General features: G+C 70.3%; 15 protein-coding genes. 11 read left to right on the forward strand and 4 right to left on the reverse strand.

Translation table 11 applies throughout. The features are described from left to right. Positions 1-254: 254 nt before the first annotated feature. The 8 genes from OG245_RS14785 to OG245_RS14820 all read left to right on the forward strand — a co-directional run bounded on the left by OG245_RS14785 (position 255) and on the right by OG245_RS14820 (position 8,746). A complete protein-coding gene (locus OG245_RS14785; protein ID WP_371623982.1) occupies positions 255-1,277 on the forward strand; it encodes an amino acid--tRNA ligase-related protein in 1,023 nt (340 codons plus the stop codon). A 60-nt stretch (positions 1,278-1,337) separates the two neighbouring features. Beyond that, positions 1,338-2,210, forward strand: coding sequence for a class I SAM-dependent methyltransferase (locus tag OG245_RS14790; RefSeq protein ID WP_371623983.1), 873 nt, complete (start codon positions 1,338-1,340; stop codon positions 2,208-2,210). Positions 2,211-2,285: 75 nt separating this feature from the next. Further along, a complete protein-coding gene (locus OG245_RS14795) occupies positions 2,286-3,323 on the forward strand; it encodes an LD-carboxypeptidase (RefSeq protein WP_371623984.1) in 1,038 nt (345 codons plus the stop codon). Beyond that, complete coding sequence (locus OG245_RS14800) at positions 3,320-3,832, forward strand: hypothetical protein (protein ID WP_371623985.1); 513 nt, start codon at positions 3,320-3,322, stop codon at positions 3,830-3,832. Before OG245_RS14795 ends, OG245_RS14800 begins: the two co-directional genes overlap by 4 nt. After that, positions 3,832-4,746 carry a hypothetical protein gene (locus tag OG245_RS14805; protein WP_371623986.1) on the forward strand — a complete coding sequence of 305 codons (915 nt, stop codon included), beginning with the start codon at positions 3,832-3,834 and terminating at the stop codon, positions 4,744-4,746. Before OG245_RS14800 ends, OG245_RS14805 begins: the two co-directional genes overlap by 1 nt. A gap of 2 nt (positions 4,747-4,748) precedes the next feature. Beyond that, positions 4,749-6,110, forward strand: a complete 1,362-nt coding sequence (locus tag OG245_RS14810) for an alanine--tRNA ligase-related protein (protein ID WP_371623987.1) — start codon at positions 4,749-4,751, stop codon at positions 6,108-6,110. Further along, positions 6,107-7,381, forward strand: coding sequence for an MFS transporter (locus tag OG245_RS14815; RefSeq protein ID WP_371623988.1), 1,275 nt, complete (start codon positions 6,107-6,109; stop codon positions 7,379-7,381). Before OG245_RS14810 ends, OG245_RS14815 begins: the two co-directional genes overlap by 4 nt. Before the next feature lie 84 nt (positions 7,382-7,465). Beyond that, positions 7,466-8,746 carry an ATP-grasp domain-containing protein gene (locus OG245_RS14820; protein ID WP_371623989.1) on the forward strand — a complete coding sequence of 427 codons (1,281 nt, stop codon included), beginning with the start codon at positions 7,466-7,468 and terminating at the stop codon, positions 8,744-8,746. A 323-nt stretch (positions 8,747-9,069) separates the two neighbouring features. Here the strand turns inward: OG245_RS14820 and OG245_RS14825 are convergent, their stop codons facing one another. The 4 genes from OG245_RS14825 to OG245_RS14840 form a co-directional block, all read right to left on the reverse strand. After that, on the reverse strand, positions 9,070-10,041 hold the full coding sequence (locus OG245_RS14825; RefSeq protein ID WP_371623990.1) for a LuxR C-terminal-related transcriptional regulator: 972 nt from the start codon (positions 10,039-10,041) through the stop codon (positions 9,070-9,072). Positions 10,042-10,342: 301 nt separating this feature from the next. Continuing rightward, on the reverse strand, positions 10,343-11,590 hold the full coding sequence (locus tag OG245_RS14830) for an aldehyde dehydrogenase family protein (protein ID WP_371623991.1): 1,248 nt from the start codon (positions 11,588-11,590) through the stop codon (positions 10,343-10,345). A gap of 30 nt (positions 11,591-11,620) precedes the next feature. Next, the gene (locus OG245_RS14835; RefSeq protein WP_371623992.1) at positions 11,621-12,967 is read right to left on the reverse strand and encodes an MFS transporter; all 1,347 of its coding nucleotides are present in this window, start codon (positions 12,965-12,967) and stop codon (positions 11,621-11,623) included. Then, positions 12,964-13,176 (reverse strand): hypothetical protein, encoded by a 213-nt coding sequence (locus OG245_RS14840; RefSeq protein WP_371623993.1) that lies wholly within the window; start codon positions 13,174-13,176, stop codon positions 12,964-12,966. The genes OG245_RS14835 and OG245_RS14840 overlap by 4 nt, the downstream gene beginning before the upstream one ends. Before the next feature lie 863 nt (positions 13,177-14,039). Between OG245_RS14840 and OG245_RS14845 the strand changes: the two genes are divergently transcribed. The 3 genes from OG245_RS14845 to OG245_RS14855 are packed head-to-tail and all read left to right on the forward strand — an operon-like array spanning position 14,040 to position 23,706. Further along, the gene (locus OG245_RS14845) at positions 14,040-20,069 is read left to right on the forward strand and encodes an acyltransferase domain-containing protein (RefSeq protein WP_371623994.1); all 6,030 of its coding nucleotides are present in this window, start codon (positions 14,040-14,042) and stop codon (positions 20,067-20,069) included. After that, a complete protein-coding gene (locus tag OG245_RS14850; RefSeq protein ID WP_371623995.1) occupies positions 20,066-21,886 on the forward strand; it encodes an amino acid adenylation domain-containing protein in 1,821 nt (606 codons plus the stop codon). Before OG245_RS14845 ends, OG245_RS14850 begins: the two co-directional genes overlap by 4 nt. A 35-nt stretch (positions 21,887-21,921) precedes the next feature. Next, positions 21,922-23,706, forward strand: coding sequence for a beta-ketoacyl synthase N-terminal-like domain-containing protein (locus tag OG245_RS14855; protein WP_371623996.1), 1,785 nt, complete (start codon positions 21,922-21,924; stop codon positions 23,704-23,706).

The raw sequence follows: 23,706 nt of genomic DNA on the forward strand, positions 1-23,706 counted from the left end.
CCCTGGCGGCTGAACGTCATGGCGAGCCCTCGCACGCGGCCGAGCCGTCCCGCCATGTAAGACCAGGCATGCGAGCAGGTGTCCGGGATGTGAACAGCCGCCCCCGCATGGCGGCGATCCGCCATGGCCAGCGGGCGCAGCGGCCAGCTATGGACCGGCGGCTGTGGGGCTGGCCAGGATGGTGAACGACCGTAACCAGGGGGCCCCAGGAATCGGTCGGAAGCCATTCGTGTAGCAGTCGACAAAGGACTCCCATGTCTGAGCAGACGGTATTCGCACCCGGTTCGTGGAAGAAGCCCGACGAGCACTACCTCACCGTTCTCGAGAATCCCTGGTACGCGAATCTGACCCTTCTCCAGGACGTCATCGCGCACCGCACCACGTCTTTCTGGACTGCCCGCAAGGCCCGCTATCTGCACCTCCCCATCACGACCGGATCGATTTCCAGCCCCATGGGGCGGGGCAGCGACAGCAGCCCGGTCAAGGTCGAGCTGGAGGGAAGTCCGACCTATCTCGCCGATTCCATGCAGTTCATGCTGGAGTTCGGCTGCCGGCTCGCCCCCGAGGGCTCGTACTACCTGATGCCCTCCTTCCGCGGTGAGCCGGCCGACCAGACGCACCTCTGCCAGTTCTTCCACAGCGAGGCCGAGATCGTCGGCGGTCTCGACGACGTCATGGAAGCGGTCGAGGACTACCTGTCCGACCTCGCGGCCGGTCTCCTCGAACACGGCGCGGACGCCATTCGCCAGATGGCGGGCGACGTCACCCACCTGGAAGAACTCGCCGGCGCCAAGGCGCTCCCGCGGATCACCTTCGACGAGGCCGCGGCCCGTCTCGACTCCGACCCCGCCTACGTGAAGGAGCTGGAGCCCGGCTGCCGCAGCCTCACCAGGGCGGGCGAGCGCAAGCTGATGGACCAGTTCGGCGGCTACGTGTGGGTGACCCACCCGGACCACCTCAGCGTGCCGTTCTACCAGGCGTTCGCGCCGGAGGACGCGACCAAGGCCCTCAGCGCGGACCTGCTCTTCGGTATCGGCGAGACCGTCGGCGCGGGCGAGCGCCACGCGGACGGCACGACCCTCGCTCAGGCCCTGGACCTGCACGAGGTGTCCGCCGAGAGCTACGAGTGGTACACGGTCATGAAGGAGCGCCACCCGCTGCGGACCGCCGGCTTCGGCCTCGGCGTCGAGCGCTTCCTCCTCTGGGCGACCCGCCACGACGACATCCGCGACCTCGCCCTGCTGCTGCGATTCAACGGCAGCACGATCCTTCCCTGATCACGGGAGGCCACCACGGATCCCCGTTCACCAGCACGCCCCGAGAGGACTGCCCCACCCATGAACGACACCACCGCCACCGCCACCGCAGGCACGGACAACGCCGAGCTGCTCGACTACTTCCGCAACAAGGCCGACGGCTACGACCGGGTCGACGAGCAGGTGTACTGGCGTCTCTCCGACGAGCTGCTGTGGGAGGCCATCGAGCGCTACGTGCTTCCCGGCGTTCCCCAGGGAGGCCGGCTGCTGGACGCGGGCGGCGGCACGGGCCGGTGGACCGACCGGCTCCTCACCGCGCGCCCTGACCTCACCGGGGTGCTCTACGACCTGAGCCCCGACATGTCCAAGCACGCGCTGGCGAAGGCCGGGCAGAACGGTTACGAGGACCGCCTCACCGTCGTCAACGGCGACCTGATGAACGTCGCCGAGGACCTGGCCGGGCAGACCTTCGACCTGGTCATCAGCTTCCACAACGTGCTCGGATTCGTCGCGGACCCGCGCGAGGTGCTGCGCCAGCTGAGCACGCTCATGAAGCCGGGCAGCCAGATGAGCCTGGTCCTGCCGAACCGCTATCACGCCGCCTTCTTCAACGTCATGGTCGGCAACCTCGAAGAGGCGGAGTCCGCGGTCACCCAGCGGTCCGGCCGCTTCACGCCGGACATGCCGCCCATGCACCTGTTCACCCCCACCGAGCTGCAGGGCGACCTGGCGGGCGTGGGTCTGCACACCACCGTCCGCACCGGTTTCCCCGTCCTCGTCTACCCGGGCTACCAGGAGACGCAGCTGGACGGATCGAGCACCGGCGTGATGCGCACCCTGTCCGACCCCGAGCACTACGCGCGCATCCGCTCGATGGAGCTGCGGCTGCTCGGCGAGACGGGAATGGCGGAGCGGGGCAACAACCTCCTCTTCGTCGCCAAGCGCGGGGTCTGACCACCCGAGGCCGCCGCCCTTTTCCACCCGTTAGCCCGGGCCGGACCCGGCCCGGGCATCGACCGAGGCAGTCGCATGTCAGAACCCCACACGAGGCCCGCCCAGCTGATCCCCTCCGCACCGCTGCGGCCCGGGGACACGATCGGAATCTGCGCGCCGTCCATGGCCCACGCCGCGCGCTACCCACGTCGCAGGGAGCGGGCGCTGGCGCACCTGCGGGAGCTCGGCTACCAGGTGCGCGGCAGCAGCAACTGGCTGCGGGACACCGGGCACACGGCCGGCACTGCCGCGGAACGGGCGGCGGACCTGCACGAGTTGTACGTGGACCCCGAGGTCCGCGTCATCATGACCTCGATCGGCGGCCACAACGCCAACCAGCTGCTCGACCTGCTGGACTACGACCTCATCCGGGCCCACCCGAAGCCGCTGGTCGGCTACAGCGACACCTCCGCCCTGCTGCTGGCCATCTGGCAGCGCACCCGGGCCGGTGTCGTCCAGGGGCCCCAACTGCTGCCGCAGTGGGGCGAGTACGGCGGATGCCACCCGGACACGCTGCGGTCCTTCCGGCAGACCCTCGGGGACGAGAAGCCGATCGGCCGGATGACCTTCCCGACCGAGCGTGTGATCGAGTTCCTGCCCTGGGACGAGGCCGACGACCGGCCGCGCGAGAGGCTCGTGGCCGACGCGCCCCGCGTCCACGTCCAGGGCCGCGCCACCGGTCATCTCGTGGCGGCCAACCTGGAGACCCTCCTCTCGCTGGCCGGGACCCCGTACTGGCCCGACCTGGACGGAGCGATCCTCCTCCTGGAGAGCACGACCACCGACCTGGCCCCGCTCACCGCCCGCCTCACCCAGCTCCGTCAGATGGGCGTGCTGAACCGCCTCGCGGGCCTCGGCCTCGGGCGGTTCGCCGCCCCGGACTTCGACCGCTCGGACGACCTCGCCGAGCTGATCGCCCAGGAGACGGCCGGCTTCGGCGGGCCGCTGGTCACCGGTCTTCCCATCGGCCACACGGACCCGATGCTGTGCATCCCGTTCGGCGCCCGGGCCACGCTCGCGGCGGTGGACACCGCGTGCGAGTTCACCGTTCTGGACAGCGCGGTGACGGCATGACCGGACCCCGGGGGTCCTCTGTGCACCCCCTCGCCCTGCTGACGGGCGCCGTTCTGGCCGGGCTGACCGCGACCCAGTTCGTCCACACGGTGCGGGACCGCAACCGCTGGCCGATCTGCTCCAACAACATGTTCAACCGTCCGCTGCCCCAGCGCGTGGAGCAGCTGCGGGTGCGGCTCAAGGACGGGACGCGCTGGACCGAGCCGCGGTCGGTCTACGGGCTGCTGCCCCTGGAGTTCTTCCGCGTGGTCGACATCTGCGACGCCGTACTCGTCGACAACGAGGACCCGGAGGTGCGGGACCGGTTCTGCCGCCGGGTCGTCGAGCGGCTGAACACACGGCCGTGGAGGGGCTTCGACGAGATCAGCGCGTCGGAGCGGGCCAGCGACCCCCGCGGATTCACCGGCCTCGAACTGCTGGTGGTCACGGTGGACCTCGCCGACTACTGCCGGGCCACCGACTCACCGCTCCACGACATCGACGTACTTCACCGCTGGGAGGCCCCCTGATGCTGCGCAGGATCACCGACATCCTGTTCCGGCAGGCCGACGCTCCTGCCCGGCTGCGGCTGACCACGACCGCGCTGGGCGCCGTCGCGCTGAGGACCTTGTGGCACATGCCGGACGGGGCCTTCCTGGACGAGCACCGCGACACCGTGATGTCCGAGCAGGTCCGGGGCAAGCGCACGTTCCGGCTCAGCCGGCGGCAGTACGACGTGCTGCGCGGTTCCGCCCTGGCGGGGATGGCCCTGTGGGCCGCAGGCGTACGCCACCCGGCCGTCCGCGCGGTCGCCGCGACCGGCTTCATCGGCTCCAGCGCCTACGTCGCGCACTTCCACCCGCGGTTCTGGAACTACAACAGCCACCTGAGCCTCTTCGTCCTCGCGGCGGCGGCGGCCGATGTCCGCGAACCCGCGGACGGGCACCGGTCGGAGGCGGTGGAGCAGCTCCAGTCCGTGGCCATCGCCTCGATGCAGCTGGGCGCGGCCACCATCTACAGCCAGGCCGGCCTGTCGAAGCTCCTGCACGGAGGCAAGGAGTGGATCACGTCGGGCGACACGGTGCGGGGCTCTCTCGTCCTGCTCGGCACCCCGGCGGGTGTCGAGGTGAGCCGGAACGACCGGCTGATGCGCCTGGTCGCGGTGGCCACGGTCCTCGGGGAGACCGCGATGCTGCCCCTGCTGATCGCCCGCTGGGGCGACCGGCGGCTGTTGGGCGTGGCGGCTGTCGGGTTCCATCTGCTCACCCGCCGCTATCTGGGCATCTCCTTCTGGCACCTGTGGTGGTTGCACCCGGCCCTCTTCGTCCTCCCGCTGGACGGCGACAACTCCACCTCCGCCATGATCCGCCGACTGGGTCACGCACTGACCGGGGCGACCGGGGCCGCACGCCCCGGCCTCACCGCCACCTCCAAGGGAGTCTGACCATGCGGCAGGAAGGCCTCACGACGTACGGACCGGAAGCGGCCCGGCAGGCCCGGGAGCGGCTGAACACGTGGGCGAGCGGCTTCGCCGACTGGTTCGACGCGGCCGGTGCGGAACGGCTCGTCCCGGAGCCGCCCGTCCCGACGACGGACCGGACGATCCTGTTCACCAACTCGGCGGTGGTCCCGTTCAAGCCGTTCATCCGCGGCGACACCCCGCTCGGAGACCGGTGGGTGGCGGTACGGCAGCCCTGTATCCGCAGCCAGAACCTGCGGGCCACCTTCGTCTCCGACTTCCACACCGAGTTCGTCCTGCACTTCGAGATGCTCGGGGCGATGGCTCCCGCCGACCAGCTGGCCTCCTTCACCGAGGCGATCGCGGGCTACTTCGGAACGCACCTCGGTCTGGAGGGCGACGGGGTGGCCTTCAAGGTGCACTCGCGCCACCACGATCTGAGCGGCGCGTGGAAGGAGGCGTGGGGCGGGCCCGTCGGCTACGACGGGGAAGCCGACGGCTTCTACAACTGGACCTTCGGCGACGACGGGATGACCGGCCGGGGGGCCACGTTCTGCCTGGTGCAGCCCGACGGACACTGGCGGGACCTCGGCAATCTGATCGCCTTCGAGTGGAACGGCGAGACGGTCGCCTACGGCTTCGGCATCGGTGTGGAGACCCTGGCGGCCGGGCTCACGGCCGAGCGCTGGGTCATCGACTCCACCGCGGAAGGCCGGATCCACCACGCGAAGACGTCGCAGGAGGCCAAACTCGCGGACCTCACGGGTCTGCTCGTCCAGCTGTACCGGGCCGGGATCGTCGTCTCCAACCGGGCCCAGGGCTACATCATGCGCAAGGCGCTGGTGTACGTGGAGCGGCTCGCGGGCCAGCTCGGCGTGGAGGACGAGGTGCTCATCGAGAGGCTGACCGCGGTCGCGGCGATCGAAGCGCCCGGCACGGAGGTGGAGGGCCAGTTCCGCGACCACCTGGAGCAGCTGCGGCACGAGGCCGTCGTCACCCGCTCGGTCGACCTGTCCTTCTTCTGCGACACCGCGCTGGAGCCCGAGGTGCTCTGCGGTGCGATCGAGGAGGAGTCCCGTCCCGAACTGCTGGCTCTGGAGGCCCGGGTGACCGACACCTGGGAGGGCCCCTCGCTCCCGGCCGGGCGCCGGTCGGTGACGCTCGGCCTCACCCTGACCTCCCGTAGCCAACTGGCCCCCGCCGAGCTCCAGGCCCTGCTCAGGGAGGTCGCCGGCAAGCTGTCGGACCGCTTCGACGTGGTGCTGCGCGGCCGGTTCCAGGACGATCCCCCACCGTCCCCTGCGGAGGGGGCCGGGAAGTCCTCCGGCGACGGGGCGGAGGCTCCGTGAAGCAGAAGTTCGGCATGGGCTACTGGATGCTGCTCGCTTCCGTGACGGTATCCAGCCTCGGTGACGGCATACGCCTCATCGCCATGCCGCTGCTGGCCTACTCGCTGACCGGCAACGCCGTCGACATCTCCTTCATCATGGTGATCGCCGCGCTGCCGGGGCTCGTGCTCGGACCGCTGGTCGGGGTCCTGGTCGACCGGTTCGACCGGCGCGGGATCCTGATCGCCGCGAATCTCGTGCGTGCCGTGCTCGTCCTGGTCTTCGCGGCCGTGATCGTGGCCGACGCCGCCGAGATGTGGCAGGTGTACGCGATGACCGCGGCGCTCTCGATCGCCGAGCTCTTCGCGGAGTCCGCCACCTTCACGATGGTCTCGGCCTCCGTGCCGGTCGACCGGCTGGAGAAGGCCAACTCCCGTCTGTTCTCCGCTCGGATGCTGACCCAGCAGGTCATCGGTTCGCCGTTGGCGGGCGTGCTCTTCGGCATCGCGATGAGTGCGCCCTTCCTCGCCGAGGGCGGGCTGTTCCTCATCGCCGCCGTCGTCACGCTGTTCATCCCGGCGGGCAAGCGGCGGCTTCCGCAGGCGGACGCGGAGGGGCGGGAGGACGCCGAGGCGGCCCGGGTCCCGATGACGGAGCAGATGCGCGAAGGCATCCGGATCATCCGGCGGACTCCGATGCTCACCACCATCCTGCTGAGCGACGCGCTGCTGAACTTCTGGATGCTCATCTCCACCGCCTTGATGGTGGTGTACGCCAAGGGGGAACTGGGCGTCACCGACACCCAGTTCGCCCTCATGTTCACCGTCGCGGCCGTGGGCAGTGTGCTCGGCGGCCTGATCCTCCCGCCGCTGGTACGCCGGCTCGGGGTCCGGTGGACCATGGCGCTCGCCCTGATCGTGACCGGGGCCAGCCGCCTGGCCCTGGGGCTCACCTCGGATCCCTGGCTGGCGATCGCCACGTTCTTCACCGGCGGCGCCTCGTACTTCGTCTGGGACATCGCCATCGCCTCGTACCAGCAGCGCGTCACCCCCAACCACCTCCAGGGCCGTGTCCACGCCACGACCGGCAGCTTCCTCTACGGAGCGGCGGTGGTGGCCGCCCTCACCGGCGGCGTGGCCTCGGAACTCATCGGCGTGCGTCCCGTCTTCGTGATCGGCGCGGTCGCCATCCTGCTGCTGAGCGTGTACTGGGTGTTCCTCGCCCGGCGTGGCGCGGCGCCCTCCGTCGAGGAGGACGCGCCGGAGCCGAACGACGCGGTGTCCGTTGCCTGACCCGGTCGGCCCCCTGCTCCGCGCGCCGGCCCCGATCGGCCTGCCGGCACGGACGCCCCTGAACCAGAAAGGATCCACAGAAGAATGAACAGCACAGCGGACCAGGTCATCGTCTGCAAGTGGAACCGCGACCTGATCGCCACGCTGCTGGAGCACACGCCCGAGGTCTACGTCATCCTGGACGACTTCGACGTGGAGCACATGGGCCCCGACTGGGAGCTCCTGAAGGGTGCGGCGAAGGTCTACCGGGTCGGCGAGTTCGACTCCCTGGAGGAGGTCGCGTCCGTGGCGGCCGATCTGGCCCTGCGGGGGGTGTCCGGCGATCGGGTCGTGAGCTTCACGGAGTTCAGCCAGTACGGTGCCGGCTACCTGTCCACCCTGCTGGGGGACAGCGCCGACCCGCTGCGCCATGTGGCCTTCCGTGACAAGAGGCTGATGAAGCAGCGCGTTGCCGCGGCCGGCATCGCCGTGGCCGACTGGGTCGGCCTGCCGGACCGTTCGGACGAGCGCGACCTGGCCGCGGTGACCGGACGGCTGGAGTTCCCCGTGGTGGTCAAGCCGGTGGCCGGCGCCGGCACCATCGGCACGTTCACCGTCCGCTCCGCCGAGGAGCTGGCGCCGCGCCTCTCGGCGCTCGACCCGATTCCGTTCTTCAAGTCCCGTCAGCTCATCGCCGAGGAGTTCGTGGTCGGACGCGAGCTCCATGTGGACGCCCTCTGGGACGGGGACGAACCCCTCTTCCTGGTGGTGAGCGCCTACTTCGTCAATGTGCTCTCGGTCCTCGAAGGACTGAAGGACTCGAAGGCCGGGACCGGCACACCGCTCGACGGCAGCTACGTGATCAGCCGCGAGGACGCCCCGGACCTCTACCAGCAGGTGCTCGACGTGCACCGCGACGTGAACCGGGCGCTCGGCATCGACCGGGCGGTCACCCACCTGGAGCTGTTCGAGAAGCCGGACGGCCGGCTGGTCTTCTCCGAGATCGCCACCCGGCTGGGCGGCGCCTACGTCGGCTCGATGCTGACCGAGGTCCTCGGCCGGGACATCTTCCAGGTGGTCGGCGAGGGCCTGTTCCTCGGCTCCCTGCGGGAGACCAGCGGCAAGCACCGGTACGTGGGCGCGGTGCATCTGCGCCCCGCCCGTCCCGGACGCATCACCTCCCTGCCCTCCGAGGAGGAGATGCTCGCGATCGAGGGCGTACAGCAGGCACAGCGAGTGGCCCGCGTCGGATCGGTGGTGGACTTCTCCCATCCGTCCGAGTGGTGCGTCTTCGTGATCCTGGGCACCGACACGGCCGAGGAGTTCGACGCGCTCGTCGCCCGGGTGGGCCGTGAGCTGACGGTCGAGGTCGAACCCGTCGACTGAGCCGGCCGACGGCCGTCAAGCCCGCGTCTCACTGTGCGAGACGCCACCCGTTCCTGTCGTATGCACGCCACGACGTTCCCCGGTTCGCGGAAAGCATGGAATACCTCGCCGCATTGGAAGATAATTCCAGGACGCAGAACTTCGACGGATTGGCGCACTTCGAACGGGGCGAGGGGGAAAGCAGCACCATGATCAACGGCTGGTGGTAGAAGGAATTCCGCATCGCACACGGGCCGGGTCGGCGGTTTACGGGGGCTTCGTCACCGAAGTAGGCACCCGTGCAACACGCAGGTGTTCACGCCGACCCGGAAGGCCCTCTTCCGTCAATCGTCCCGGGTGTCCAGCAGCCCGGCCTTGGCGAGCTGAACAGCGACCTGGAATCGGCTCTGCACGCCGATCCGGTCGAGCATGGCCGAGATCGTCCGGCTGAGCGTGCGCGGAGAAATACTCAACTGCCGAGCGATCGCCTCGTCCTTCGCCCCCATGGCAAGCATGCGGACGATCGCCTGCTCCTGCGAGGTCAGCGACAGCCGATCGGCGGACTCGTCCTCGCACCGCTCCTGAAAAGGGGACGCGGAGTGCCAGTGGAACTCGAAGATTTCCGTGAGGCAACGCACCATCTCGCTGCTCTGGATCGCGAAGGCGCCTCTCGACGAATCCTTGGGGTCGATCGGGAGTACCGCGAGGTGCTCGTCCATCAGGATCATCCGGATCGGCAGATAGGGCGCCAGCCTGATGCCGGCGCCGTGGTGCACGGCTTCCGCCAGATAGTCCCTGACATAGTCGGTGTTCGCGATGTGGTGCGGATACAGCGCCCTGACTTCCACACCGCGGGAAATCACCTCGGCATCGCGGAGAATCATCTCGTCCGCGAGATTCTGCGGCGGTGCCCCGCCCGGGTGCATGGCCAGCTGGCGGCGTTCGATGCCGTCCATCCGCTCCTCGATGAAGGAGTTGACCTCCCCGCCGGACAGCAGCAGCTCGACATGGGCTCCCTTGTCGGCCTGACTCCGCACCGGGAAATTGCGCATCAGAACCCGGATCATGTCCCGGCTGCCGGCGAGGCGGTTCCTGCTTTCCTCGAGGATCTGCTCCTCGAGCGCGAGCAGTCGCGTCAGCGCCTGCTCGGGCCGTGAGACGGCATATCCCGACGGCGCGCCCGGAGCGGGTACGAGCAGCCCCAGATCGGCGAGCCTGCAGACCGCCTGCTCGACCCGCCACGGCTCAGCCCCAACCTCGGGACCCACCGCGGTGGCATCCCAGTCCTGTCGCTTGCTCGCTGTCCAGTACAGCATTCGAGCCAGTTCATCCGTCCCACCCCCCTGTTCTCCCATGATTGTTTTCCCCCTTGAGCACTCACGACCATGTAGCCGAACTTTTACTGAACTTACACACAGAGGTGAACACCCATCAAGCATTAGTGATTCAGGGCTCGTTATGTCCACATCCGTGCCCGAGGGAGACCCGGAACGCATCCGGGCCTCCCTGACCAAGCTGCGCCACGCGAGCGCGAACCGAGCGCTCCGGGGGCGAAATCCCGCCAGTCCATTCTCTCGATTCAAGAGAAGTCGCGCGGCGTGAATCAGACGGCGCCGGTCATCGGACGGCGACGGATGTACGGGAGGGCTCCTCCGCCGGACGCCGTCCCGCCTCCCTGGACAGGAGAAGGGGACGCGCCACCACTTCTCCGTTCTGCCAGCGTGCGCTGGCCCGTTCGCCGTAGCCCCCGAACGGCTGGTTGCCGTCCTCGGCGTCGAGGGCCGTGTGCGCACCGCAGTTCACGGACGTCCCGAGGACCGGGTCGGACAGCGCGGGCTCCCCGTACACGCTGACGTACATGCCGCGCGCCCTCTCCGTCCCGCTCTCCAGCCAGGCACGGACTTCGGACGGTTCCGAGTAGCCCGCCAGGCACAGGACCGGGGAGAAGAGTTCCGGCGGATGGATCTCCGCCAGACGCGGGAACTCCAGGACGGTGGGCTCCAACCAGCGGCTGTGCGGGTCGACCTGTCCACCGCTGCGGACCTTGGCCCGGTGGCTCTCGACGAACTCGGCCGCCGCGTCGAAGGCGTCGGCGTAGAAGAGCGCGGGAGAGACGAGGCCCGGCTGCTCCCGGGGAGCACGGGGGACCCGGCCGAAGGCGGCGGACAGCCCTTCCGCGATCTCCTGGTACACCGAGGTGTGGGCGATCAGCAGGTCGGGGCAGAGACAGTCCTGGCCGCCGTTGAAGAGACGGGCCTCGACCGTCGCACGGACCACTTCCGGGACGTCCGCACGCGGCCCGGCCACCACGGGGTTGGGGCCGGATCCGAAGCCGAGTACGGGGATGCCGGCGGGTATCGACTCCCTGATGCGGAGCAGGTTCTCGTAGCGCCCGGTGAAGACCACCATCTCCGCGGTGCGGCACAGCTCCACGAAGTTCCGCTGGGAGACGTCCATCAGGGCGACCGGGCTGTGGGGCAGGTCCCGCAGCAGCTCCTGGAGGGGAAGCACCACGTCCCGGGTTCGCGCCGACGGCCTGAGCAGCACCTCGTCGCTCCACAGCCCGGGCATCAGGCCGAAGAGAACGTACGAGTAGAGCACGTTGTTCGACGGCAGGAAGGTGCAGACGCGGCCCCCCGCCCGGCCGGCGAAGCGCGCCGCCTCCTCCCGGCCGCCGCGCAGCACGTGGACGGCGGAGTCGAGTTCGGCGACAGCACTGTCCCTGGTGGCCATGCCCGTCAGCACGCCGATCAGTTCCTCCGACCGGTCCAGCAGCCACTCCGCCCAGGTGGAACACAGAAGACCTATGTGATCCAGATCGAGCCCGGGGCCGGTGACCCGGGTTCCTGAAGACGCAGCGTGCACGGTTTCCTCCTCGAATCGGATGACCTGCTGTCAGGCCCGCCGCGTGAAAGCGATGGTCGCCGCCCCGAACGCGCAGGCGATGCCGGCGGCGAGATAGGCGAGGTGGTAGCCGGTGAGGTCGTCCGTGCTGGTCGCCGCGACCAGGACCATGACCGCCACTCCGACGCTGGCGCCGATCTGCTGGGCCACGACGTTCACCGCCCCGGCGACCGCGTGCTGGTGCGGCGGGACGCCGGACAGCGCGGCGGACGTCATCGAGGGGAAGTTCAGCCCCTGGCCGATGCCGCTGACCACCAGGCCGGGCAGCACGTGCAGCAGATAGTCGCCGTCCTGGGGCGTGCTCATCCACAGCGCCGTTCCGCCGCCGATCAGGAGGAGCCCGACGACCATCAGGGTGGGCGGAGCGTACCGGGCCAGCAGACGTCCGGTTGCGTAGTTGGCGGTGAGGAACACAGCCAGCGACATCGGCACCATGGCGAGACCGGACTCGAGCGGAGAGTAGTCCAGCATCCCCTGCAGATACAGCGGCGCGAAGAACAGCATGCCGACCGAGCCCATGTACTGGAGGAACGCCGCCAGGCTCGCCGCCCGCACCGATGAGATCCGGAAGAGGCCGAGAGGAAGCACCGGGTCGGCGGTGCGGTGCTCGCACACGACGAAGACCGTCAACGCGGCCACGGCGGCGCAGACCGCGATCCACGCCAACGTGCCGCTGCTGCTCACGCCGACGACCAGCAGGGTGAGGCCGAGCGTCCCGGATATCGCACCGGGCAGGTCCAGCCTGCCGCCACGCCCGACGCCCCGGGGAAGGCCGGCCCGGGTCACGGCCAGCACGGCCGCACCCAGCAGGACCGAGAACCACAGCACCGACCGCCAGCCGAGGAGCTGGGTCAGCACGCCCCCCAGCAGCACCCCGCCGCTGAAGCTGGCCGCGCCCACCGCGGCGTACACGCTGAGCGCCCGGTTCCGCGCCGGACCCGCCGGGAACACCTCGGTCAGCATGGCCAGCGCGGCCGGACCCGACAGGGCCGCGCCGATGCCCTGCACCGCCCGCGCACCGAGCAGCACCGCGATGTCCGGCGCGAGAGCTCCGGCCAGCGCGGCCACGGTGAACAGGGCGACACCGGCGGCGAACACCCGCCGCCGGCCGAACACGTCGGCGAGGCGGCCACCCACCAGCAGGAAGCCGGCGAACGTCAACGCGTAGGCGATCATGACCCACTGGAGCGTGGTGTCGGCCAGGTCGAAGCGCGTTCCGATGGACGGCAGGGCGGCGTTGAGCACCCCGAGACCGCTCACGTCCAGGGCGAGTGCCCCCGCCAGCACGCCGAGCGCCAGGCCGGGGCGGTGCTGCGGCTTCACCTCGGTACCGGTCATACGGGCCGGCCCGGGAACGCGCCGACGGCTATACCGGCGGCCTCGGTCCGTACTCCGGGCGCCACGGCCGGGAAATGCTGGCGCGGACGTCCGAATAACGTCCCACCGACGGCGAAGACCCGCCGCGCGGTGGCGAGTTCCATCTGTCCGGTTTTCGCCAGCATGACGGCAGATTCAGCCGACACCGGTTCGTGGTTCACGGATTTCATGCCGAGCAGCTTGCAATGCCGGTCGCCCGCTGTCCAGAGCTCGCCGGAATTGCGTCGATACTCCCCCGCGACCTCGCTGTTCAGAACCGCGTGAATCCCGGATTTCCCCTGCGATCCGGGGGACTTTCCGGTACGGACCCGGTACGCGTCAGAGTTGTCTCGCGTTGAACGAAGTCGGCCTCCGATGCCCTTGCCGTCCGAACCGTCCCATGGCCGGAGGAGGGGAGCGAAAACCAGTCACCCGGGGGGCTGGATTCGGCCAGCGCACCTTCTTACTCACGAATCACACTTGTCTCGCCATTCGCGGAATGGCACTCTGAGCCCGGCGGGTGAGCGAGCCACTCTCGACCCGCCCATACCGGTCCGCGCAGTTCACGGTTTCGGCTGACGGGCACGGAGATCCCTGCCCGCCCTGTTCCGGAGACAACGCGGTCACGGATCAGCTCGGCCAGGAGATGGATGACTTACCCCGGCAGCCGGACTGCCGGGGAGTGATCGTGAACCCGATGCCGATCGGGTTCAGCCAGGACGGCTTAACGGGGGTTGAGTCTCAGTGCGCTTAGTGACGGTTTGGCAGTCATGCCTTCCTGTCCGGGAGGGGAAGGACCACCCGGCAGGACACGGGTTCCTTTCCCCTGCGAAATCTACCTCCTGGCTCCGCGCTGCACTCGACATGGCGTAGCGAATACTCCCGTTCACACCACACGCACAGCCGACCGAGCCGGCGCACCGGCTCGGTCACCTGAGTGCCGTCATCGTTTCGACCTCTTCTCTGTCGCACAGTTGACGGAGTTTTCGCGCCCTTTGACCATCGGCCGCGAGCTCTGGCCGCACCCCATAAACTTCCCTGCCGAGGAGCCGAAATGCCCCAGGAGCTCGGAGCGCGAGATCAACGCGCCATAACAGATTTCATTGTTTCTCGCATTGTCGAGCTGATGGGCGTATCCAAGGATGCGGTGGATCGCTATGTTCCGATGCACCAGTACGGCCTGGACTCGCTGAAGCTGACGGCCGTTGCCACCTCGCTGTCCGAATTCCTCGGCCGGCGCGTTCCGCCCACCTGGATGTGGCAGTACCCGACCATCGACGAGCTGTCCCGGGCCCTGCTCGACGGTCCACGCGCCGCGGAGACCTCGTCGGCCGGCGATCGCCGTACGGCCGTGCACGAGCCCGTCGCGATCGTCGGCATCGGCTGCCGGTTCCCCGGCGGACCGGATCCGACCGCGTTCTGGCAGCTGCTGTCCGAGGGCCGCGACGCCGTCGGCGCGGTGCCGGCGGAGCGGCGCGAACTCCTGGGCGACAGCGCGCGATGGGGCGGGTTCATCGACGGCATCGACCAGTTCGATCCGCTGTTCTTCAACATCTCCCCCCGCGAAGCGGTCCAGATGGACCCGCAGCAGCGGCTGATCCTGGAGCTGGCCTGGGAGGCCCTGGAGGACGCGGGGGTCGCGCCCGACAGCCTCGTCGGCACCGAGACCGGCGTGTTCATGGCCTCCTGCTGGGGCGACTACGCGGCCCTGGCGCACTATCGCGGCCCCGACGCCCAGATCACCCCGCACACCGCGACGGGCATGCACGACGGCATCATCGCCAACCGCGTCTCCTACGTCCTCGGCCTTCAGGGCCCCAGCATGGCGATCGACGCCGCCTGCGCCGGATCGCTGGTCTCGGTGCACGCGGGATGCCAGTCCATCTGGATGGGCGAGAGCGAGCTGGTGCTGGCCGGCGGGGTGAACCTGAGCTTCGTCTCCGACTACTACACCGCCATGGACGCGATGGGCGCGCTCGCCCCGGACGGCCGCTGCAAGTCGTTCGACGCCCGGGCCAACGGCTACGTACGCGGCGAGGGCGCCGGGGTCGTCGTGCTCGCCCCGCTGAGCGTGGCCCTCGAACGCGAGCTGCCCGTGTACTGCGTGATCAAGGGCAGCTCCTCGCAGAACGACGGCCTGAGCAACGGCATGACCGCGCCGAACCCCCAGGCGCAGGAGCTGATGCTCCGCAACGCCTACCGCCGGGCCGGCATCGCACCGTCCCAGGTCGACTACATCGAGGCCCATGGCTCGGCGACGCCCCTGGGCGACCCGATCGAGGCCAACGCCATCGGCGCGGTGCTGGGCGGTGACCGCGCGACGCCGCTGCGGCTCGGTTCCGTCAAGTCCAACGTCGGGCACCTGGAAGCGGCGGCCGGCATCGTCGGCCTGGTCAAGCTCGCGCTGTCGATCCGCAACGGCGTGCTGCCGCCGAGCCTGCACTACGCCACTCCCAACCCGCAGATCATGTTCGACGAGTACAACCTCACCGTCCAGGACCGGTTGACGGACTGGCCCCGCCGGTCCGACGCCCGCCGCGGAGGCGTCAGCTCGTTCGGCTTCGGCGGCGCGATCAGTCACGTCGTCGTCGAGGAGCTGCCGCGTCCCGAGGGCTCCCTCCTCCTGCTCGCCGCCGACTCCGAGGAGGCGCTGGCCGAGCGGGCCGCGGCGCTGCGCGCCGAGACCGACCTGCGGACCGTGTGCCGGCAGAGCCCCGGCGACGGCGCGTTCCGGCTCGCCGCCGCCGCCCGCGACATGACCGAGCTCAGGGCGCAGCTGGACTCCCTCGCCACCGGAGCGCCCACGGCCGGGCTGACTGTCGGAGGGCCGGCCGCCCGCAGGCCGCGGGTGGCGTTCCTGTTCTCGGGCAACGGTTCGCAGTGGGTCGGCATGGGCCGGCAACTGCTCGCCGGCAACGCCGTGTTCCGGCGGTCGATGATGCGCTCGGACAAGCGGATGCGGGAGCTCCTGGGCTTCTCGCTCGTCGACCAGATGCTGTCGTCCGACGGCCGGATCGACGACATGGACGTCTTCCAGCCGCTGCTGTTCTCCCTCCAGGTCGCCCTCGCCGACACCTGGCGGTCGTTGGGGGTGGAGCCGGACGTCGTCACGGGACAGAGCGTCGGTGAGTTCGCGGCCTCCCACATCGCCGGGGCGCTCGACTTCGAGGACGCCTCCCGGCTGGCCGCCCACCACGGCCGGCTCCTCCAGCAGCTCGCCGTCGGACGCGGCGACGGCATCGTGGTGATGGCCGACGCGGAGGTCTCCGCGCGGTACCTGACCGGTCAGCTCACCGTCGCCGGCCACAACGGCCTGCGGTCCACCCTGGTCACCGGCACACCGCAGGAGATCGAGGGACTGGTCCAGCGGCTGACCGAGGACGGCATCACGAGCCACCAGGTGCGGATGGGGCACGCGCCGCACTCGCCGCTGGTCGACCACGTCCTCGCCCCGCTGAAGGCCGAGCTGGACGGCATCACGCCGCGCGCCACGCGCATCCCGATGATCTCGACGGTCACCGGTGAACTCGTCGACGGTGCGGAGCTCGGACCGGACTACTGGGCGGAGAACCTGCGCCAGGAGATCCGGCTGGTCGACGCCCTGAAGGCCCTGGGCGACCACGACATCGACGCGGTGATCGAGATCAGCCCGCATCCTGTCCTGCTCAGGTCGGTGTCGGAGATCCTGACGGCGACCACCCTGCCCTCGCTGCGGCGCGGCACCGACGAGGCCTGGACGCTGCTCGGCTCGCTCGGCGCGCTGTACACCGCCGGCCACCCCGTCCTGCCCGGCCCGTTCCTCGCGGGCGACCGCGGACGCCACGTCACGCCCGCCCAGGGCCACATCGCGGCCGACGAACGGGCCCAGCTCGTGCCGGTCACGGCACGCACGGCCGCCGCGCTGGCCGACACCTGCCGTGAGCTGTCCAGCCATGTCGAGCGGGACCCGGGGCTACGGGTCTCCGACCTGGCCTACACGCTCACGACCAGACGCGCGCACCACAACCACCGGATAGCCCTGTTCGCCCGCAACCGCCGGGAGCTCCTGGACGGACTCGCCCGGGTGGCCGCCGGTGATCCGCACCCGGACGTCCTCACGGGCACGGTCACGGGCAGCGTCGACCGCCGGGTGGCGCTGGTGTTCTCCGGCGGCGGCACCCAGTGGGTCGGCATGGGCCGGGAACTCCTCGGCTCACACGCCGGATTCCGCCGTTGGATGCGGGCCTGCGACGCCGCCGTACGCGCGGCCGGCGGCAGCTCGGTCCTCGACGAGCTCGCGGCCCCGGCCGAGGAGTCCCGGTACGAGGAGATGGACTTCCAGCAGCCGGTCCTGTTCGCGCTCCAGGTGTCGCTGGCGAAGGTCTGGCTGGAACTCGGCATCCGGCCGACCGCCGTCGTCGGGCACAGCCTCGGCGAGGTCGCTGCCGCGTGTGTCGCCGGCTCGCTGTCGCTGGACGACGCCGCCCGCGTCGTGGTCGCCCGGTCGCACCTGCTGGAGCGCAAGGCGGCATCCGGCGCCATGATCTCGGTCGATCTCCCGGAGCGGGAGCTGCTGCCGAGGCTCGCCCCGTACGCCGAGCACGCGGCCGTCGCCGTGGTGAACAGCCCCACCAGCGCTGCGGTGTCCGGCTCACCCGAGGCGATCGACGCCCTGGAGTCCGACCTCGAGCGGGCGGGGATACCGACCCGGAGGATCCGGGTCGAACGGCCGGTGCACAGCCCGGGCATGGACCCCCTGCTCGAACCCCTGCGCGAGCTCATCGACGGCATCACCCCGCTGGCGAACACCATCGAGTTCCGCTCCACGGCACTGGCCGGCGCCGTGGACCCGGTCGCCGACGTCGACTACTGGGTGCACAACCTGCGCAACCAGGTCCGGTTCGCCGAGACGATCGGTGCGCTGGTCGACGAGGGCGTCGGCACCTTCATCGAGATCGGCCCGCACGAGACGCTGCGCGGCTCGGTCGAGGAGATCGCGCTGACACGTGGCGCCCAGGTGCACGCGGTCAACTCCCTGCGCCGCGACGGGAGTGACGTCCGCTGCCTGCTGGGTGCGGCCGCGTCGCTGTTCGTCAGGGGCCTCCCGCTGACCTACGACTCGTTGTTCACCGACGACGTCGAGGTCGTGGAGACCCCGCTCGTGCAGTGGCAGAAGGAACGCTACTGGCTGGACACCGCGCCCAGCCCCCGGACCGTCGCGGCGACGGTCGCCGCACCGGCCCCCGTCGTCGTGGCCGAGGCCGTGGCCGTGGCCCCTCCCGTGGAGAGCAGGTCGCTGGAGGACGTCGTCCTCGGTGAGATCGCCGACGCGCTGGGCGTACCGGCGAGCAAGTTCGACAGCAACGCGAGCCTGCGCGACTTCGGCCTCGACTCGATGCTGGCGATCCGGCTGGTCAACCGGCTCCAGTCGCTGTTCGGCCACCGGGTGTCGCCCGTCGTCTTCCTGGACGGCCGGCCCCTGTCCGAGGTCGTCGGCCACTTCACCGAGACCGTCGGCGGGTCGGCCACGACCGCCGCGGCCCCGGCGGCCCCGGCGCCCGAAGCCGTACCGGCGCCGCTACCGGAAACCGCACCCGCGCAGCCGTCCGGGACCGATCAGACCCGGGCCTACCTCGACGACCTGTCCGAGCTGGACACCGAGGAGCTGGTCGAGGAGCTGGCCGCGCGCGGCTTCCTGGAGACCACCGACGCACCGGCGTCGGAACAGCTGCGCGGCGACGGCCTCGGCCTCCACGTGGCGCCGACGTCGCACGGCCAGGCCTCGCTGTGGTTCATGCAGCAGATCTCACCCGACGCCGTGCCCTACAACTTCATGGTGGCCGCCCGGATCAGGACCGCCGTCGACGAGCAGAGGCTCGACGCCGCCGTGCGGGCCGTGATGGAGCGGCACCCCGCGCTGCGCACCCTCTTCGTCGAGGCCGGCGGCAGACCTCACCAAGTCATCCTGGACGAGCCGGTGTACGAGTTCCTCGTCGTGGACAGCACGGACCTGGACGACGAACAGGCCCGTGAGGAGCTGGCCGAGTACGGGCACCTGCCACTGGACCTGGACAACGGCCCGCTGGTCCGGGTGGTGCTGATGACGCGGGGGCCGGCGGACCACTACCTGCTGGTGCTCGTGCACCACATCGCGTCGGACGCGGCCTCGGCCGACGTCATGATCCGTGAACTCCAGGAGCACTACGAGGGCGTCGACCTCGCCGGCCGCGAACCGGTCGCGCCCTACACGGAGTTCGTGGAATGGGAGCGGCAGTGGCTGTCCGGCCCGGCCGCCGAGGCGGCGCTGGACTGGTGGTCGCGCGAGCTGGCCGACCCGCCCGCCCATCTCGACCTGTCCACCAAGGAGCGCCCGCCCGGCGTCACCTACGAAGGCCGCGACCTGTACCTGCGCTGGAGCGCCGAGGAGACGCGGCTGCTGAGGGAGTTCGCGGTACGCGAGGGCGTGTCGATCAGCACCGTCGTGCTGGCCGGATTCTTCGCCACGCTGAACCGTACGGCCGGGGTCGAGGACTCGGTGCTGGCCACCGCGATCGCCCAACGCGGGGAACCGGGCTGGGAGTCCGCCATCGGCTACTACCTGAACACCGTGCTGGTACGGGCGCGCCCCACCGGTGAGCGCAGCTTCCGCGACCTGCTGGGCGAGGTCCACGCCTTCTCGCTCGGCCTGCTGGAGCACATGAACTACCCGCTCGACCTGTTGGCCTCGACGCTGAAGCCGACCAGGGCCGAGGGCCGCTCCCCGTGGTTCGACGTGGTGGTGAACTGGCTGTCCTCGGACGCGTTCCCCCGGTCGGTCAAGCTCTTCCACGGCCTCGGCGAGACCATCGCCCCCGACAGCGCCCTACCGCTCGAACCGCTCCAGGTACGCAGGCACCTCGCCAAATTCGACCTGGAGATCTCGATGGCCGACATCGACGGCGAGGTCGTCGGCCACATCCAGTACAAACCAAGCTACCTGGAGAGGCAGACCGTGACGGCACTGCTCGCGCTCTACCGCACTGTGCTTTTCGATTCGATCGCCCGACCCGACCTGCCGCTCGCGGACATCGCTCCGGGCGCCGGCGCCGAGGGGACGGGCCGGTGACCGAGGGTCTGCACGACGAGTTCATCGAGCAAGCGGTCAAGAACCCCGGGGCCACCGCGGTCTACTCCGAGGCCGGCGTCGTGTCGTACGGCGAACTGGACGAGCGGTCCCGGGCGCTGGCCGAACGGCTCGTCGCCGAGGGCGCGGGCCCCGGTGTCCCGGTCGGCATCTGCGTCGAGCGGACACCCGACCTGCTCATCGGCATCCTGGCCATCCTGCGCGCCGGCTCCTGCTACCTGCCGCTGGACCCGAACTACCCGGCCGAGCGGCTGGACTTCATGGTCCAGGACAGCGGCACCCGGCTGCTGCTGACGACACCCGCCTCCCGGGCCAACTGCCCGGCCGGCCCGACGGTGGTCGTGCTCGACGCGACCGTGCGCACCGAGCCGGGCGAGCGGCCCGTGCCGGTCGTGCCCGGCGACACCGCGTACATCATCTACACCTCGGGGTCCACCGGCCGGCCGAAGGGCGTGGCCATCCACCACAGCGGCTGCCTCGCCATGCTGTCGGAGATGGACCGGATCTTCGAGGGCCGCGACCTGAGCGGCGTCTCGGCGGCGAGCTCGGTCTGCTTCGACATGTCGGTGATGGAGATCTTCGCCGCGTTGTGCCGCGGCGGCGCCGTCATCCTGGTGGAGAGCGCCGTACACCTGCCGGACAGCCCGTACGCCGACCGGATCACGCACCTCAACGTCGTCCCGTCGGTGATGAACGGCCTGCTGGACGCCGGAGCCCTGCCGCCGAACGTCCGCACGGTCGTGTTCGGCGGCGAACCCCTGCGGCGCAAGCTGGTGGACCGGGCGTACCGGGAGACCACCGCCGACCGGGTGTACAACGCCTACGGACCCACCGAAGGCACCGTCTTCTGCTCGCACAAGTGGGTGCGCGAGGACGAGACCGGTGAGCCCACGATCGGCACGCCGTCGGTCAGCGCCCGCGCCTACGTGCTCGACGAGGACCTGAACAAGGTGCCCGCCGGCGTGTCCGGCGAGCTCTTCATCGGCGGCGCCGGCCTGGCCCACGGCTATGTCAACCGGCCGGAGGCCACGGCCGAACGGTTCGTGCGGGACCCGTTCGTGGACGGCGAACTCATGTACCGCACGGGTGACATCGTCACGTTCACCGAGGACGGCGAGCTCCAGTTCGGCGGCCGCACCGACCACCAGGTCAAGCTGCGCGGCTTCCGCATCGAGCTGGAGGAGGTCGAGGCCCGGCTGACCGGCTGCCCCGAGGTCCGGGAAGCCGCCGCCGTCGTACGGGACAACCGGCTCATCGGTTACGTCGTGCCCGAGGGCGCCTCGCGGGACGGCGTCTGGCTGGACACCGATCTCCGCACCGCCGTCACCGGCCGGCTCTCCGGCGAGCTGCCCGAGTACATGGTGCCGGCGACGGTCGTCTTCCTGGACGCGCTCCCGCTGGCGCCCGGCGGGAAGCTCGACCGCGCCGCGCTGCCCGAGCCGCCCGCCGACGAGCCCGGCCGGCCCTCCTCCGTCGCCGGTACGCCGACCGAGGTGGCGCTGGCGGAGATCTGGGGCCAGCTGCTCGGCCTCGACCCGGCGACCATCGACGTACAGGCAGCCTTCTACGACCTCGGCGGCGACTCGCTGCTGCTGGTCCGGCTGGCCCGGCTGATGACCCGGCGGTTCGACCGGCGCGTCCGCGTGCCCGACCTGTTCAGCTTCCGTGACATCTCCTCCCTCGCCCGCTGGCTCGACGACGACAGCGGCGAGACCCCCGAGATCGTCCGGTCGGCCCGCCTCCGCGCCGGCACCCGCCGCGCCGCCCTGCGCGGCCGCTCCACCTCCAACGGCAGCTGAGCCACAGCCACCCGACCCGAAGCAGGAGCCTTCCCATGACCGAAACCCCCCAGCAGGAGTACGACCCGGGCGACGTCGCCATCATCGGCATGTCCCTCCGGGCGCCCGGCGCCCGTGACAAGCAGCAGTTCTGGGACAACCTCGTGCACGGCAGGGAGTCCATCTCGTTCCTGACCAAGGACGAGATCCTGGTCGACGAGACCTTGATCCACAGCCCGTTCTACGTACGGGCCTGCGGTGTGCTCGAAGGGTACGACCAGTTCGACCCGTCGGTGTTCGGCATCAGCGACCGGATGGCGAAGGCGATGACCCCGGAGAACCGCCTCTTCCTGGAGAGCGCGTGGGAGTCGCTGGAGGACGGCGGCTACGACCCGGAACGGGTCGACGCCGAGATAGGCATGTACGGCGCCAACAACCCGCAGACCGCGGCGCTCTACAGCTCTCCGCCGGACCGGGTGTCGGTCGGGCCCGAGGCGATCGAGGCGAGTCTGGCCTGGTCGCCGGACACCATGACGTCCAACGCGCTGTACTACCTGGGGCTCACCGGCGAGGCCGTCACCGTCGCCGCCGTCTGCGCCGGCTTCCACTACGCGGTGCACCTGGCCTGCCAGTCGCTGCTGCTCGGCCAGACCGACATGGCGATCGCCGGCGGCGCGATGGTCCGTCTGCCGCACCCCCGCGGTCACCTGTGGGAGGAGAACCGCGTCCTGTCGAAGGACGGCCACTGCCGCCCGTTCGACGCCAAGGGGACCGGCACCTCGCTGTCCAGCGGTGTCGTCACGCTGCTGCTCAAGCCGCTGGACCGGGCCGTCACCGACCGCGACCACATCTACGCCGTGGTCAAGGGCACGGCCATCAACAACAACGGCGTCAGCGCGATGGCCTACGGCCTGGCGCAGCCCGAGCGGCTGAGCGCCTGCATCGCCAACGCGATGGAGGTCGGCGGCGTCTCCCCGGACAGCGTCTCCCTGTACGAGGCCAACGGCCTCGGCATGGTGATGACCGACGAACTCGAAGTCCACGCGGCGAGCATGGCGTTCGGCAAGCAGACCGGCACCACCTCGATCGGCGGGGTCAAGGGCAACGTGGGCCACGGCGGCGTGGTGTCGGGCGGCTTCGGCGCGATGAAGGCCGTCATGTCGCTCTACCACAAGAAGCTCGCGGCGACGATCAACCTGACGGAGGTCAACGAGGACCTCGACCTCCCCAGCACCCCGTTCGTGCCGCAGGTGGAGTCGGCGGACTGGGAGCCCGAGGCCGGCGTCCGCCGCGCGGGCATCACGTCGATCGGCGGCGGCGGCTACAACGCGCACATGGTGCTGGAGGAGCCGCCGACCGTCACCGAGCGCGCCCCCGAGGCCGCCGGCAGGCCGCGCCTGGCCACACTGTCCGCCCTGGACGACGCCGCGCTGGCCCGTCAGCGCACGAAGCTGAGGGACTGGCTGATCGCCGACCCCGACCTGCGTCTGGACGACATCTGCTTCAGCCTCAACGTGGGCCGCAAGGTGATGGAGCGCCGGTGGGCCGCTGTGGTCCGCAGCCGTGAGGAGCTGATCGAGGTCCTGTCCTCCGACGCCCCCAGCGGTCCGGCCGTCACGACCGGCGGCGCGCCGCAGGTGAACGCGGACTCCCTCTCGCGGGGCGACAACGGGATCGTCCGGTCCGGGACGGACGTACGGGCGCTGTCCGATCTGGCCGCCGCCTGGGTGAACGGCCATCGGGTGGACTTCGGCTCCCTGCACGTCGGCGAGACCAGCCACCGCGTGCCCCTGCCCACGTACCCGTTCCAGCCGCGCCGGTTCTGGCGCACGGACTGGTGA

This window comes from Streptomyces sp. NBC_01116 (genome assembly GCF_041435495.1).
Lineage (GTDB): Bacteria > Actinomycetota > Actinomycetes > Streptomycetales > Streptomycetaceae > Streptomyces.